Annotated in this window: 16 protein-coding genes; 2 read left to right on the top strand and 14 right to left on the bottom strand. The window is 45.8% G+C overall.

The window, feature by feature from the left end; genetic code table 11:
- Positions 1-8: 8 nt before the first annotated feature.
- Genes KD909_RS05980 through KD909_RS05970 form a run of 3 tightly spaced genes read right to left on the bottom strand, consistent with a single transcriptional unit; the run spans position 9 to position 2,219 of the window.
- Complete coding sequence (locus tag KD909_RS05980) at positions 9-986, bottom strand: type II secretion system F family protein (RefSeq protein ID WP_211782668.1); 978 nt, start codon at positions 984-986, stop codon at positions 9-11.
- Positions 968-1,774 (bottom strand): ATPase, T2SS/T4P/T4SS family, encoded by an 807-nt coding sequence (locus KD909_RS05975; RefSeq protein WP_211782667.1) that lies wholly within the window; start codon positions 1,772-1,774, stop codon positions 968-970. Before KD909_RS05975 ends, KD909_RS05980 begins: the two co-directional genes overlap by 19 nt.
- A gap of 58 nt (positions 1,775-1,832) precedes the next feature.
- Positions 1,833-2,219: a Spx/MgsR family RNA polymerase-binding regulatory protein gene (locus tag KD909_RS05970; RefSeq protein ID WP_012726596.1), complete on the bottom strand. Its 387-nt coding sequence runs from the start codon at positions 2,217-2,219 to the stop codon at positions 1,833-1,835.
- 249 nt (positions 2,220-2,468) lie between these two features.
- Here KD909_RS05970 and KD909_RS05965 point away from each other — a divergent pair, with 249 nt between their 5' ends.
- Positions 2,469-2,732: a DUF2626 domain-containing protein gene (locus KD909_RS05965; protein ID WP_012726597.1), complete on the top strand. Its 264-nt coding sequence runs from the start codon at positions 2,469-2,471 to the stop codon at positions 2,730-2,732.
- Between the two features lie 32 nt (positions 2,733-2,764).
- Here the strand turns inward: KD909_RS05965 and KD909_RS05960 are convergent, their stop codons facing one another.
- The gene (locus KD909_RS05960) at positions 2,765-3,382 is read right to left on the bottom strand and encodes an MBL fold metallo-hydrolase (RefSeq protein WP_211782666.1); all 618 of its coding nucleotides are present in this window, start codon (positions 3,380-3,382) and stop codon (positions 2,765-2,767) included.
- Between the two features lie 157 nt (positions 3,383-3,539).
- Here KD909_RS05960 and KD909_RS05955 point away from each other — a divergent pair, with 157 nt between their 5' ends.
- Positions 3,540-3,719, top strand: coding sequence for a DUF2759 domain-containing protein (locus KD909_RS05955; protein WP_012726599.1), 180 nt, complete (start codon positions 3,540-3,542; stop codon positions 3,717-3,719).
- 114 nt (positions 3,720-3,833) lie between these two features.
- Here the strand turns inward: KD909_RS05955 and KD909_RS05950 are convergent, their stop codons facing one another.
- The 10 genes from KD909_RS05950 to KD909_RS05905 form a co-directional block, all read right to left on the bottom strand.
- Positions 3,834-5,750 carry an LTA synthase family protein gene (locus KD909_RS05950; protein ID WP_211782665.1) on the bottom strand — a complete coding sequence of 639 codons (1,917 nt, stop codon included), beginning with the start codon at positions 5,748-5,750 and terminating at the stop codon, positions 3,834-3,836.
- A gap of 225 nt (positions 5,751-5,975) precedes the next feature.
- Positions 5,976-6,938, bottom strand: a complete 963-nt coding sequence (locus KD909_RS05945; RefSeq protein ID WP_031423300.1) for an ROK family glucokinase — start codon at positions 6,936-6,938, stop codon at positions 5,976-5,978.
- Positions 6,939-7,031: 93 nt separating this feature from the next.
- A complete protein-coding gene (locus KD909_RS05940) occupies positions 7,032-7,226 on the bottom strand; it encodes a YqgQ family protein (RefSeq protein WP_012726602.1) in 195 nt (64 codons plus the stop codon).
- Positions 7,223-8,245: a M42 family metallopeptidase gene (locus tag KD909_RS05935; RefSeq protein ID WP_211782664.1), complete on the bottom strand. Its 1,023-nt coding sequence runs from the start codon at positions 8,243-8,245 to the stop codon at positions 7,223-7,225. The genes KD909_RS05940 and KD909_RS05935 overlap by 4 nt, the downstream gene beginning before the upstream one ends.
- A gap of 12 nt (positions 8,246-8,257) precedes the next feature.
- A complete protein-coding gene (locus tag KD909_RS05930) occupies positions 8,258-9,310 on the bottom strand; it encodes a rhomboid family intramembrane serine protease (RefSeq protein ID WP_211782663.1) in 1,053 nt (350 codons plus the stop codon).
- 123 nt (positions 9,311-9,433) lie between these two features.
- On the bottom strand, positions 9,434-10,390 hold the full coding sequence (locus tag KD909_RS05925) for an L-lactate dehydrogenase (protein ID WP_211782662.1): 957 nt from the start codon (positions 10,388-10,390) through the stop codon (positions 9,434-9,436).
- Between the two features lie 169 nt (positions 10,391-10,559).
- Positions 10,560-11,330, bottom strand: a complete 771-nt coding sequence (locus KD909_RS05920) for a DUF92 domain-containing protein (protein WP_211782661.1) — start codon at positions 11,328-11,330, stop codon at positions 10,560-10,562.
- A complete protein-coding gene (locus KD909_RS05915) occupies positions 11,309-11,863 on the bottom strand; it encodes a 5-formyltetrahydrofolate cyclo-ligase (protein ID WP_211782660.1) in 555 nt (184 codons plus the stop codon). Before KD909_RS05915 ends, KD909_RS05920 begins: the two co-directional genes overlap by 22 nt.
- A 54-nt stretch (positions 11,864-11,917) precedes the next feature.
- Positions 11,918-12,082, bottom strand: coding sequence for a 50S ribosomal protein L33 (gene rpmG / locus KD909_RS05910; protein WP_255313299.1), 165 nt, complete (start codon positions 12,080-12,082; stop codon positions 11,918-11,920).
- An 84-nt stretch (positions 12,083-12,166) separates the two neighbouring features.
- Positions 12,167-14,368, bottom strand: a complete 2,202-nt coding sequence (locus KD909_RS05905) for a 1,4-alpha-glucan branching protein domain-containing protein (protein WP_211782659.1) — start codon at positions 14,366-14,368, stop codon at positions 12,167-12,169.
- Between the last annotated feature and the right edge of the window lie 8 nt (positions 14,369-14,376).

Here is a 14,376-nt window from a genome sequence, read left to right as displayed (position 1 = left end):
TTCTCCTTTCACAATTGAGCCATAATGAGTTTGACCGGTAAATAGAGTGTGTAAAAAAGAACACCGATCATGACACTGAGGATGCCGTATAAAGACGGTTCAATTTTCTCAATCAAACCCCGACTGTATTGCTCCATCTCTTCGAATACAAGATCGCGATGAAGAGACATCAATTTACCAAGTTCCCCACTCATCGAACCCACACCTAATAGACTCACAACCTCATGATCGATAAACGGTTCACACCTCGTCGCCGCTTCAATTCCTTCACCTTCAGACATGCGATGGTGAATTCGCTTGGCCATCTCTGCCATTTCCCCCTCTTCCTCGGCTAGCCGACTGATAATCTGCCTGATATTCGTTTCAGTATGTTGGAGCAAGGATAATTCACTGACAAATACATAGGTCATATAGAGTGTTTTCCCACGTCTCCATACGTAAAAAGGGAGCTCTCCTCCTCGACGATGAAATTCATATATGAGAACCGAGATTGCCACGAATATAGAAAACAGTACAGGAAAGAACCAATTCGACAATAGAATCGACCCCACACCGCCATGCGACGAGACATCTACCATCCCCATTAATTTCGGGAAAATGTATAAGGCATAAATCATGCCTAATGCAAGTAGGATGAAGAAGATAATCAACGGATAGCGAATTAGCCTCCGCAGCTCCTGCTTTAACCGTTGTCGCATCTCGAGCACCATCGCCACTTGCGACAATCCATCCATAAATCGTCCGTTGTGGTCCGCCGTATGTAAAATCTCTTGCATCTGCCGATTCGTGATCAAGATGGAAAATACCTCAGGCAAACTCACACCCGCTTCTAGACGAATCCTCATCTCTCGAATACAGTCTTTCATTTTTCCCTTCTCATGAAGTTCAAGCGTCTCCATGGTCACTTTCAATGACACACCTCGTGATTGTAGACGAAGAAATCGATGAATCAGTCGGATCGATGGGATTACCGGAACGTCGACCATTCGCAAGTCACCTCCTGATTTCGAGTCAGTACACACCAATGTCTTTCCACGGTCGCCTTACCAAGAAGTTGCATCAGCCGCTTTTCCCCATCCTGAATCGATGCGGTATGAAAGGTTGTAATCGTCAAATGACCACTGAGCGCCGCATCGTATGCGACCATCAATTCTTCATCGGTCCGTACCTCGCCAATCACGATGATATCCGGGTCGGCGCGAAGCGTCTCTTTCAACAAGTGTCGATGGCTGAGTCCAGCCTTAGCATTCACTTCCAGCTGAATGACACCATCGACCATTTGTTCAGGAGGATTTTCAATCGTCACAATTCGCTCATGCTTCAGCTGATTCAACAGAGCATACAGTACCGTCGTCTTGCCTGCTCCGGTAGAACCCCCTATAAAGAAAAGACCATGATGTGATGCCACGACTTTTTGAAATCGTTCCACATCGTGTGATCGTAACAGGTGCTGGAGTTCAAACGTGTCATGGGGAACGCGCCAAGACATTGACGTCTGGGCGAACGACGGGAGAAAGGTCACCCGGATGACATCTTGGTTCAATTCATAGACACCTGATTGTGGGATTCGTTGATTAGATTCAGGTAGTGAACACCAATATCGCATATGATATGTAAGGCGATCATACAGCTCGGCATCCATCGATTGAAGCGCAGCAAGCTTACTAGCAGAACGGACTTGAACCTTTACTTGGTTTGCATCGGGTATAAAATGAAGATCACTCGCACCGATTTGACGTGCTGCATCTAATAAATCCTCAATGAGTTCCTTCATCTCGTTCACCTCGATACAAGCATAAAAAAAAGCCCACTATGTTGAAAGTGGACTTGTTTTATGAAACTTGAACCGCTGCAGTGTTGTGGCGACGTGCATATGTTTCGATTGAAACCTTGTCATATCCGACAATCACTTCTTTTCCATCAGTTAAGATCGGACGCTTCAAAAGTTTTGGGTTTTCGCTCATCAGCTTCAGAAGCTCGCTTAATTTCAAATCCTCCACGTCAACATCAAGTTGTTTGAAGGCCTGGCTTCGTGTCGCAAGGAGAGAGTCGACTCCTTCCTCACTGATTGCAAGGAGTTGCAACAATTCATCAACTGTTGGTGCATCTCTGAAAATGTGACGCTCACTCACTTGAAGTTCTTGTTCCTGTAAAAACGCTTTCGTCTTCCGACAAGAAGTACAGCTTGGATACGTGTAAAACATTAGTTCTGATGCCATTTTTATGTTCCTCCCTCATTCAACTTTCACTTCGCTCATTTTGTATAAGTTGATTATACATCTCTATACCCCGTTTGTACATGTTTTGTGCAACTTTTTTATAAATTTTGTACAACTTTATTTACCGAAATGATTTCACATATTTTTCACGATTATTTTGTTCAATTATCACGTTTCCATAGCATTTTTTCGAATGTGTTGGTAAAATAGTGAATGAGAATGGAATAATGCACGTATGGGGGGATTAACATGGCAAGAATGTTTCGTGTCCTAGGCTTTTGGACTGGACTAGTGGCGGCACTTGCTTTCGTAGGCGCACTAGGCGGCGACCAAAGTAGTAGTGAACATACTGGCGACTTTATCGTTATGGGACTTGTCTTCTTAGCACAAACGATTTTCTTCGTCGCTCTTGGTTACTTAAAGTTAACTGAAAAAACGTATGTATATGTCTTTGGTGCGTATTTGACAATTTTCTTCGTTGTCTTTACGTATTGGAGCAACTTCCAAATGTAAAAAAAGATTGTCTCGCCGGAGACAATCTTTTTTTATGTGAAGAACGGATTTGTCCGCTTTTCTTCTTCTAGTGTCGTCTGAGGACCGTGCCCCGAGTACAGTGTCGTCTCATCAGGAAGGAGCTGCTTCATCCGATCGATGGATCCCATTAATGTCGACTGGTCTCCACCAAACAGGTCTGTCCGTCCGACGGATTGCTTAAAGATCAAGTCGCCACAAAAGGCGATTCTTTCATCATCCATAAACAATACGACACTCCCTGGGGAATGACCCGGTGTATGATAGATTCGAAATACGATGCTCCCAATTTCCAATACATCGCCTTCGTATGTTTTTTCTGCCGGTTTCATTGAAGGCATCGGCAAGTTGAACGCAGAAGCGCCATTCTTTTCGCCATCTGTCAGCCAATCTGCTTCTAAGCGGTGTACATAGACTGGCACCTGGTAACGTTCACGGAGCGCATCAATTCCTCCGATATGATCGAAGTGCGCATGAGTTAACAGGACGGCGGATAGTGTACCGAAACGTTCGATCGTGTCGAAGAACCTCGGGTCATCCGTTCCGGGGTCAATGACGACGACTGTGCCGTCTTTTTCAATGACATAGCCGTTCTCTTGTGCCAAGCCAGACGTAATCTTTTTGATTTGCATTGGATTCATCCCCTTCTTATTCAAAACAATATTGTGGCAAAATTGTTTCGATGTCAACCTTTGCTCGACAGCGACTCTATAATCGGATAAAATAATAATGATATTTCAGTGAAATTTTTATGAATTTCATGACGTATAATTAAAGGGGGAACTCGTCATGCATTTGTATGAACCGTTCGGATGGATTTCCGTCATCGTCGCGATTGTGGCTATTTGGGGAATGCTTCGTTCATTCCAAAAGCGCCAATTCTTTCCGCTCGTATTTGCAGGTTTAACTGTACTCGTATTCGGATTCTTTGGTGTCGCCACGTTGATCTACGGTGGAATTCCAGGTTAATGATTCGCATACGCAATCATCAAGCGACTTCGGTCGCTTTTTTTATGCCTTTCTACACGTTCCTTCCCTCTATATAAAACGGACCAAATCACTATGTGACTTGGTCCGTACTTATTATTCTTCAGTTTGTTCTTTGAAACGGAGTAGATCGGAGTAAATCAAATCATCGTTCATTTGCAAGATTTTTTCCGCTTCTTCCGTCATCGGACCACATAACGATGTGTCTTCGACTACTTCACCAGAAGTCGCGTTATAACATGTCGACTGTGTCCAAACATATTCATCCGTCACGACCGTTCCGTCGCGGAAAATCGCGCGACTGTTTCGATTTTCAGAGAATAAGTCGTTTCCGAATCCAATCGTATCTGACGTGTCGATTCCGAGTAAGTGCAAGATGGTCGGTTTCATGTCGACATGACTACCGATCGTCTCATGCACTTCCCCTTCTTTCTGGTCAGGTAAGTGAATGGCAAACGGAACTTGTTGCAACTTCGCCACGTCAAATGGTGTCAACTCATCTTTGCCGAGTAGCTCTGCCATCGCACTGTTGTGGTTCGTCGAAATACCGTAATGGTCACCGTAGACGACAAAGATTGTATCTTCCCACATTCCGTTCTCTTTCAACTGGTCGATGAAGAGACCGAGTGCGTAATCTTGATAAGCTAGTGCTTGCGGGAAGTTGTTCAACGTAGTTGAGCTCGTTTCAAATTTCGGTACAAGCTCATAGTCTTCACTTGGCATCGTGTACGGGAAGTGGTTCGTCAATGTGATGAACTTCGCGTAGTACGGTTCAGGCAATTCTTGAAGCATTGGAATGGATTGTTCGAAGAAACTATCATCTAGGAGACCCCATTCTGTCATGTCTTCAGGATTCCCGAGGTCATAACTCTTTTCATCAAAGAATTGATCGACGCCAATGTTCTTGTACATTTGATCGCGGTTCCAGAACGATTTGTTATTCGCATGGAACACGGCTGAGTAATAATTTTCGTCCTTGACCAACTCAGGGAGCGCTTGAAATTCATTATCGGCGTTCGTAAAGTATACAGCACCACGTGGGAGTCCATATAGTGAGTTATCGAGTGCGAACTCAGCATCAGAAGTCTTCCCTTGACCGACTGTATGGTAGTAGTTCGGCCAGTAGTGAGACTCTTCAATCAGTTTGTTCAAGTTCGGCGTGATGTACTCTCCATTCGGCGCCTTCATGTTGTGAGTAAAATTCTGCGCAGATTCGAATGAAACCACGATGACATTTTTCCCTTTATATTTTCCGAACAAATCCGGATTCGGCGCCGCATAGTTTTGACGGGTGAATTGTTCAATCGTTGCGAGTTCTGATTCATCCGCCATCGCTTTTTGAGCCGATGTTTTCGTTTGGAGCATGGCATCATACACATGGAAGTTAAATGTTCCGATGTTTTTCACCAACAGCTCACGGTCAAATGAACGAGTCAACAATTCAGGTCGTTCCGTTTCTGCTAACGAAAGGTTGAACAAGAAGACAGAGACCGCTACGACGAATGTGACGAGCGCACGTCGATGTGAAGCTACATTCTCTTTCATGTTCATTCGCCATAAGATAAACGGAAGGACAAACACGTCACCAAGAATGATTAAATCTTTCCATTCAAGAAGCGAAGTGAATGATGTCGATAACGTTTCCATGTTCGATGGTTGCATGATGACAGGCATTGTCAAATAGTCCGTGAATTCCCGATAATACACGGCGTCCGCAAACAAGATAAACGATGCAATCGCATAGAGCGTGTAGAGCACCCATTTTTGTTTGTTACCTTTAAAGAAGAAATGGAAGGCAAACAAGAATAATGTCGAACTGATTGGGCTAATCAGTAAGATAAAAGCTTGTGCGGTGTTTTCAATCGGAATGTTGAAGAAAAATTGATAGACGATATACGTCTTCGTCCAAAGCAATAACGTAAAAATCCAAAATAGACGATATTCTTGAAACGAAGCGCGGACCGTGTCGTTCAGTCTCGTCGATAACTTCGAAAAGCGTTGAGATGAATTCATCTGACGGTCTCCTCCTCTTTTCAGTTTTCGGCATGTTTTAGTTGCCATTCTTTATTTATATTTGTTCATTCATTGTACAATTCGGATTGAATAGTACACGTCCAGTATCAAGTCCAAATCTTACCCCTTTTTTAATAAAAAATCAACTGTGACGTTACAAATTTTACAATATCCCATACCCTTTCCCACAAAAAAACACGCCTGCAATGTGCAGACGCGTCCGTTTCATACTCGTGTCGGAAGGAAGTGTTTCCGTGCCAGCCAAGCACATCCAATCACACCGGCATCATTCTCGAGTTCAGCGATTTTGAATGTTGTCGACTCGTATACCCGCTCGAGCGCAAACCGTTTGAACTGTGCATCAAGCGGCTCCAATAATGCGTCACCAGCTTTTGAGACACCTCCACCGATGACAATCATTTTCGGATTGAGCGTGTTCGCGATGTTTGAGATGGTCAAGCCGAGGTATTCCGTCATTTCTTCAATGACTTCTGTCGCGATCGAGTCACCCGCTTTATATGCTTCAAACACGTCACGTGCAGTCACTTCTTTTAACTCGTTTAATGAAGTATCTTGATTCTTACGCTTCTGTAACGCCAAACGCGAGATGCCGGTCGCTGAAGCAATTGTCTCAATACACCCGAGGCGACCACAACCACACTTCACAGCTTTCGTTTCGTCTCGTTCCACGGTAATATGCCCGATTTCTCCGGCCATTCCTGCCGTCCCATGAACGATATTTCCGTTTGTGATCACGCCACCACCGACACCTGTACCGAGCGTGATCGCCAATAATTCTGACGCCCCTTCGCCGGCACCTTTCCACATCTCACCAAGGGCCGCAGCGTTCGCATCATTTTCGAGCACGGCCGGAAGACCGACTGCTTTTTCGAACTCACTCACGAGTGCAAAATCTTTCCACCCGATGTTCGGAGAATATTCGACAACGCCTTCTGAGAAGTTGACGAAACCTGGTGCCCCGATTCCCGCACCCGCAAAATCTTCTTTCTTCTTACCCGATGTCTGTAAGTACGTATCAAAAGAAGCTGCGATGTCTTTTGGAATATGTACACCATTCTCTCGAATATCCGTTTTGACTTCCCACTTATCCGAAATGATGCCGTTCATGTCTAAAACGGCCATCTTCACCGTCGTACCACCGATGTCGATACCTAATAACCATTTCATACCGTTCACTCCTCATCTCAACTAAATCGCTTTCATTGAATAGTGTACACTATTATCCCCTTAGTGCAACCCTTTGCACTAAGGGGATTTCTGTCAATCTGTTGAATTTTTTAATTCGTGGGTCAAAATGATTTTGGCCGTATCGTACACACGTTGTTCGATGATGCCCCCTTCATACAATTCGTCGAGTTCCATCATCATGAGTGAGATTTCAGCATCCCGTTCTCCGATGTAAATAATGGTACCGAACGATTTTAAAAACTGTTGGACATCATAAAAGTTTTTCATGCTTCTTCCTCCATCGTCGATTGTACATAACGATTTAACAACTCTCGCGTTGCTTCCATTGATGACAGATGCGTTCGCTCATAACTATGGCTCGATTCGATTCCTGGCCCAATCAAGGCATGTCGCACATCATACCCTGCTCGAATCGCCGCCGACGCATCTGACCCATAGTACGGATAAATATCTACCTTATACGCGATCTCATGAGCTTTACACAACGCCGTGAACTTCCGTCGTAACCCGATATCATACGGTCCAGATGAATCCTTGGCACAAATCGAGACTGTATACTCATCGGAATGCTGTCCATCCCCGAGCGCGCCCATATCAACGGCAATGTATTCCACGACGTCTTCCGGAATACCCGCGTTCCCTCCAAATCCGACCTCTTCATAATTCGAAATCAAGAAGTGAACGGTATGCGGCAAGTCATAACGGATTAAGTCTTTCGCAAGGTCCAATAGAATGGCGACCGACGCCTTATCATCCAAGTGGCGTGATTTCACGTATCCTGAAGAGGTCACTTGAAAGCGTGGATCGAATGAAACGAAGTCCCCGATTTCAATCCCAAGCGCCGTCACATCTTCACGAGAATGCACTTTTTCATCCAATCGGACTTCAATGTTTGATGCAGATCGCTCGGCAGAGTTCGTGTCCTTATAGACGTGAACACTCGACTGATGGATCAAGATCGTCCCTTCAATCGCCTCTCCTTCTTCACGGTGGACGAGGCAGTTCTCTCCCTCAATTGCCGTCCATGCGTATCCTCCCACTTGAGTCAAACGAAGACGCCCGCTCGGCAAGATGTCTTTGACCATCGCACCGAGTGTGTCCACGTGTGCCGTCAACAGACGCGCCTTGCCAGAACGACCTGAAAATGTGGCCAGCAGTGCCCCTTTATGTAGACGTGACGTCTTGACACCCAGTTCATTCAATTCTTGCTCCGCGAAGCGGATGGCCTCTTCCGTCATCCCGGAAGGACTCGGGATGTTAACGAGTGTTTTTAATGTTTCAATCATTGAATTCTCCCCTTACCAAAATCCGTACCCGACGAGTAGTCCAAACATCGAGATGGTGAGTACGGAAAATAAGATTCGTTGTATACGGTTCTTCTCATCCGGTAGCCCGACGACCCCCGAGACGACAAAACCACCAATCAGACCTCCCGCATGCGCGAAATGGTCAAGACCTGCACCTAATACAAACGCAAGTCCTACGTTTAATCCTAACATAATAAAGAGCGGAGGTCCGAGCGTCTTCATGAAGAGAGAACGATCCCGCAACCCAAAGTACAAGAGCGCACCGACCAATCCAAATAGCGCTCCTGAAGCGCCTGCTGATATCGATTCGCTGAATGCAAACGATGCGGATGTCGCTAATACTCCACTGAGCAAGTAGATGATTAAAAATCGTATGGAGCCGTACATCCGTTCGACGAGCGGACCGAGCGACCAGAGTGCAAACATATTAATCGCAAAGTGGAACCAACCGATATGCAGGAACATCGGTGTAATCAAACGCCACCATTCCCCTTGTTCTATAAGCGGGTTCACTTTTGCACCAAACGCAATCAGCGTATTCGGGTCGAAGGTCGAGCCGACCGACTCCGCTAACCACATCACTACAAATGTGAGTAGCATGAGACCATATACGACTTTCGGTTGACCGAACGAGAATCGCTTCTTCAGCTCTGCTTTTTTCTGGCGATCGAGGGAGACCGCTAGCAGTCGGAACCGGTCTTCTTCCATAGTCGGTGTGCAAATCGAACGGGACAATGTCACTTTCGCAGGGATTTGGAACGTCAACGAGTCCACACGCTCTTCATCCACGAGACGCTCACCATAGATATGAATGGTCAATCGTTTCCGCCCGATGCGAGATAAGCGAAATGCGTTCAAAATCGCATGAATATCCATCCCAAGGTGATTCGCCCATGCTTTTTCAGTCTGAATGAACAAATCATACCGATCACCTGCTTTCGTATCGAACAAGATGACCGCACGGGAGGGTTCGAGTATGCCTTCAATTCGCCCACCGTTTTCGACTCTTCGATAAATATCTTCCCAAAAACAAGTTGTCGCCAACGAAACCCCTCCTCTCTCTCAATTCTATTGTAAATCACGACACGACCCACGACCAAACGATGATTCGTTCTATATGTATAAAAACCCGTAACCATATGGCTACGGGTTTCCAAAGGATGGAGATTACAAGACAGGTTCCATCGTTTTCATGAGTACGTTCGCAGAATGTTGCATTTTCTCATGCTCTTCTTGTGACAACTCAATCTCTACGACTTCACGCACACCTTGACGGTTGATGATTGCTGGCACACCGATATGGATATCGTGTAACCCATACTCCCCATCAAGATGGGCACCGACTGTCAACAACGTGTTCTCGTTACGAAGGACAGCCTTGACCAACCGAAGGAGGCCGAGTCCAATCGCATAGTACGTCGCACCTTTACGTTCGATGATATGATATGCTGCGTCACGAACATTGACATAAATATCCTCAAGGTCTTCCCAGCTGTACTCATCGTGCTCGTCTAGTAATTGTTCAACTGATTTTCCATAAATACGCGCGTTGCTCCAGGCAGCAAACTCCGTATCGCCATGCTCCCCCATGATGTAGGCATGACAGTTGCGCGGGTCGACGTTGAAATAGTCACCGAGCATGTATCGCAAGCGAGACGTATCTAACACGGTTCCTGAACCGAAGACACGATGTTTCGGAAGACCAGAATATTTCCATGCGAGATGAGTCATGATGTCGACCGGGTTTGAAGCAATGATGATAATTCCGTCAAAACCAGAGTCCATAATGTCTGAAATCATGGATTTCATGATCTTTGCATTCTTTTCAACGAGGTCAAGACGCGTTTCACCTGGACGCTGTGGTGCACCAGCCGTGATGACCACGATGTCAGCGACGCCACAATCCGAGTAATCCCCTGCCCAGACGCGCATCGGTGATGAAGCGAATGAAACCCCATGGTTCAAGTCCATCGCTTCTCCTTCTGCCTTGGCTTTATTAATATCGATGATGACAAGTTCTTCACATAGACTAGCTGTCGTCAATTGATAAGCGAAACTCGCACCTACTGCCCCTGCCCCTACAAGTGCGACTCGTGTTACTTTAGCATGATTTAATGTTTCCATAATGATTCTCCACCCTTCGAACAATCTGTTTCATGTTTTTGTTATCTCTGTTACAAATAGATTGTAACATCATTCACAAACTCTAACTACAGCAGAAACCGTTTTCACTTTGGCGATATTGTGACAATATTCACATTCATTTGGAACACCTTCATTTTCTGTACTACCCTCATCCAAACACTAAAAAACAAATCAACGTCGCTCCACAAACTGAAAGAAAATTAACCGCATCGTTTCCGAGAAAACGCCACCCTGACACATAAGTCGTCGGCACGTCGTGATGTAATTTTTGCTCCGTCAATTTTCCGCAGACTGTACAACGAAACGTTCGTTGGACGGTCGCGCCGAGAAGCGTGTCAATGATGCTACCAGTTAATCCAATCACCCATAATAAAAAGAGATGTGTGATCTTTAAGTCGATGAACACAAGAGAGGATACGACAATCAACAGTGCACCGAACATCGACATGACGGTACCGAACGTCGAGACGGCGCCACTCGTCCCCGGTTCGACTCGTTTAAAGGTAAACATGAACCGAGGTTTCTGTTTCGATAGGACACCGAATTCAGATCCCCACGTGTCGCTCGTCGCCGCCGCGATGGAAACGACATACATATAGAGGTAGACCGGGTCATTCGTCAATTGATAACCAAGTGCACATAAAATCCCGACCCCACCGTTAGCCAACACTTGCATGGCATCGCGAGCCCCCGTCTTCTCGACGATCTCATCGACCCCTTTTTTATCGTGAGAGCGATATTTCGAAGCAAGAGAAGAAGTCGAAAAAAACACGCCAAGCAAGTATAGACCGAACCACCCGAACGAGAATCCGATCACCGTACCGGTCACGACTGTCAACAGCGCCCCAGAGCGAGTCAACGACCGTAACCGATAGCCGAGATAGGCGACGAAACATGTTACAGCGAATATGGCGAACACTGAATCATCTCCTTTTCTGTTACGATCCATTGAACGGGTAGGTCGTGTGGCTCAGTTGGTACATGATCGACAAGCTGAACGGTATATGCCAAAGCAAGTGTTGTACCGTTATAGGTTTCTAAAAAGCGATCATAATAGCCCCCACCCCAACCGATGCGATAACCGGTTCGATCGAAAACACGCCCCGGGACGAGACAAAGGTCAATCACTTGCGTCGTCGATGGAGTGGTCGGCTCTAAAATATTCATGACGCCCGTTTCTAAATCATCAAATGAATGAATGATGTGAAACGTAAGTCCCTGCTCCGTTACTTTCGGGACGCAGACCGTTTTTCCTTCTTTAAAGGCCATATGAATAATCGGAGACGTATTGATTTCTAGCGGGAGTGACAACGTCAGCGCGATCGTTTGACTTTCGACCCATAAATCCGAGGCAAACAATGTTTGGTGAATGGCTTCGTCCGCATGATGTCGCTCCGACATTTGTTTGATGTATTGATGAATCGTGCGCCGGAGCGCTGCTTTTTCTTCCACAACGCATTCCTCCTTACAAAAAAAGCCGCCACATATGTGACGGCCGGTCCCTTATTACTTCACTTCGCGGTAAAGCGTGTGACGACGGAGACGTGGGTTGTATTTGCGCAACTCGAGGCGCTCAGGGTTGTTACGTTTGTTTTTCTTCGTGATGTACGTGCGATCGCCTGTTTCTGTGCAAGCTAATGTAATTTTAACGCGCATTTCTTTCACTCCCATCTTAATGATGTTGTATCAAGTGCTTTTGCTTTACAGTCTAAGCATACTCAATTATCCTACCAAGTTTCTTATGAAAAAGCAAGGTTATTTCACGTTCTTTTTCATTGATTCCTGTCCATATGGAGAAGTCTCTATAGGTAGGCATGTGTTGACGTTCTCGCTCACCTTATACCATTGTTTTAGGTCGTGAATCGAGATCTCTTCACCGACATATACGCGTTCTGATGCAGGAAACACGCTGTTTTCGATTCGATGGATTGCATCGAATAAACCACCGTGACCATGCGGATTGCGAGTCGCTTCAAAGGACAACATAGTTGAGTATAACGGAAGCGCAAGGGATTGCGCAAGTTCTCTTGCAGCAGGAATCGTCATCCAATCGAAGTGGTGAACCACTTTGAAGGAGACACGTTTCGAAAGTTCATGAACCAGTTTTACATAGGCAATATTTTGTGTTGCCACCTGGTTCATGACATGCTCTAAAAATGGACTAGTTGGACGAACACGATACACATGTATGTTTCCTTGTCGCTCATACTCAGGCAACTCGTCATGATATGGCGTTAACACGTAGACGATTTCCCCATCGTTCGCTCTCGCCTCGATTTCTTCGACGACCCGTCTTCCGAGTCCTCCGACGATATGACCATGATACTCAGGCGTGAGCACCAAAATAGCTGGTTTCTCGTCTTCCCGCTCAGTTGTCACATAGTAATCGTGAGGAGATAAGAACGAATCAATATCGATGTCTTCGTCTTGAAGGAATGGATATGCAGCATAATGGTCATGTAGCAACTGTTCCGATACTCCATCCTGATAGAGTGCCGTTTCAAGTTCTGCAAAGAGTCTTGAGTGTTCACGGAACCGTTCGGCGGCATACTGTGCCGTCGTTTGTCCGTCCAAGATGAAGGCCCAGTCACTCGACACAGCCAGTACATAATGACGGATCAATTGTTTCAAGGCACGATTTGTCAATTCCGATTGATTCCGATAGTCCGCCACATCTTTCACAAGTTGCATCTCCATCATGTGCAAATGACGAAGCATCCACTCATTTCTCTCGTTGATCCAAACTTCACCATAACCTTTACGTCCCCATGTATTCATCGACACGTGGACCGTCTGTAAATCTTTAAAGTGGCGTTCAAGGAAAAGCGCTGGCGTGATGGTTTCAATCCCAAACTCAGCAAGTCTCTCTGCTACTTTCCCAAGAAACTCTGGCCCCTCAAACCACCAGTGACCGAACAGCTCCGCATCGAACGGAGCTGTGACTAAAAATGGCGGGAATGTCTGAGCACCGTGCGCTTCGAGATGTGATTCTAACGTTTTTGCAAAATCGGTCGCATGGTTCTCAATTTGATGTTCCGCCCATTCGCGCACGTAAAAATCCTTTTGATCCGTATCACCCGTAATTCGGTGCATTTTTAAACCCGTATCAAAACGAATTCCTTCCGGGTGCATGAAGGATTGGATATAGTCCCAGTCCCGATCGTATGCCAAATCGCGGTAAAACTCACGATAATCCGGATGGCCTGGATATCCGATCATCGAACTCCAGATTTTACCTGAGATGATTTGATCCCGTGGGAATAACGCGACTCCATGTGGTGAATACACAGGGGCTCCAATTCCTTTCTCAGGTGTCGGATCTGCGTCAAGAAGAGCATGTTCATCGACAAATGTGTAGCGAATTCCCTCTTCGTAAAGAATCCGGTCGACCCCTGGTGTATAAGCACACTCTGGTAACCATATGCCTGTTGGACGGAACCCATAGTGACGTTCGAAACAGTTCAAACCCGTCCGAATCTCGGCACGTGCCGCCTGTTCCGTGAAGAGGTGTGGATTAAAGCCATGGGTCGCCGTACATGTCACCATATCAATATAACCTGCCTCACGATATGTACGGAACGCCTCGTTCAAATTTTTATTCCAATGAAGGAACGTATTTTTTAAATCGTGGTATCGCTGACGATAAAAATGTAACGTCGCTGTTTCTTCGTCTGTTCGGTCCTCAGATAGTTCGAGGGCAATCAATTCGAGCATGTCATCCAAGTGTTCTACGTAGCGATCCTGAATGAGTGGATCGGCAAGCATTTCAACGACAGGCGGGGAAATACTAACCGTCCAATGTAAGGGACGCTTCAAGCGATCGACTTGCCAAAGAATCGGGATATATGTCTCAGAGATGGCCTCATAAACCCATCTTTCTTCTAATCGGTGTTTCTCTTCATGCCTAACGTACGGTAAATGAGCATGAAGGACGAGTGAAAAGTACCCAGGTTTCATAATAAAAA

Source organism: Exiguobacterium sp. PFWT01 (assembly GCF_018255795.1).
Lineage (GTDB): Bacteria > Bacillota > Bacilli > Exiguobacteriales > Exiguobacteriaceae > Exiguobacterium.
The sequence above is the reverse complement of the archived record's forward strand: the minus strand, read 5'-3'. Positions and strand labels throughout refer to the sequence as shown.

What these genes read in the sequence shown, in the direction of transcription:
- KD909_RS05980 (WP_211782668.1), bottom strand. Translation starts at nt 986, where the DNA reads ATGGTCGACGTTCCGGTAATCCCATCGATCCGACTGATTCATCGATTT.
- KD909_RS05975 (WP_211782667.1), bottom strand. Translation starts at nt 1,774, where the DNA reads ATGAAGGAACTCATTGAGGATTTATTAGATGCAGCACGTCAAATCGGT.
- KD909_RS05970 (WP_012726596.1), bottom strand. Translation starts at nt 2,219, where the DNA reads ATGGCATCAGAACTAATGTTTTACACGTATCCAAGCTGTACTTCTTGT.
- KD909_RS05965 (WP_012726597.1), top strand. Translation starts at nt 2,469, where the DNA reads ATGGCAAGAATGTTTCGTGTCCTAGGCTTTTGGACTGGACTAGTGGCG.
- KD909_RS05960 (WP_211782666.1), bottom strand. Translation starts at nt 3,382, where the DNA reads ATGCAAATCAAAAAGATTACGTCTGGCTTGGCACAAGAGAACGGCTAT.
- KD909_RS05955 (WP_012726599.1), top strand. Translation starts at nt 3,540, where the DNA reads ATGCATTTGTATGAACCGTTCGGATGGATTTCCGTCATCGTCGCGATT.
- KD909_RS05950 (WP_211782665.1), bottom strand. Translation starts at nt 5,750, where the DNA reads ATGAATTCATCTCAACGCTTTTCGAAGTTATCGACGAGACTGAACGAC.
- KD909_RS05945 (WP_031423300.1), bottom strand. Translation starts at nt 6,938, where the DNA reads ATGAAATGGTTATTAGGTATCGACATCGGTGGTACGACGGTGAAGATG.
- KD909_RS05940 (WP_012726602.1), bottom strand. Translation starts at nt 7,226, where the DNA reads ATGAAAAACTTTTATGATGTCCAACAGTTTTTAAAATCGTTCGGTACC.
- KD909_RS05935 (WP_211782664.1), bottom strand. Translation starts at nt 8,245, where the DNA reads ATGATTGAAACATTAAAAACACTCGTTAACATCCCGAGTCCTTCCGGG.
- KD909_RS05925 (WP_211782662.1), bottom strand. Translation starts at nt 10,390, where the DNA reads ATGGAAACATTAAATCATGCTAAAGTAACACGAGTCGCACTTGTAGGG.
- rpmG (WP_255313299.1), bottom strand. Translation starts at nt 12,082, where the DNA reads ATGGGAGTGAAAGAAATGCGCGTTAAAATTACATTAGCTTGCACAGAA.
- KD909_RS05905 (WP_211782659.1), bottom strand. Translation starts at nt 14,368, where the DNA reads ATGAAACCTGGGTACTTTTCACTCGTCCTTCATGCTCATTTACCGTAC.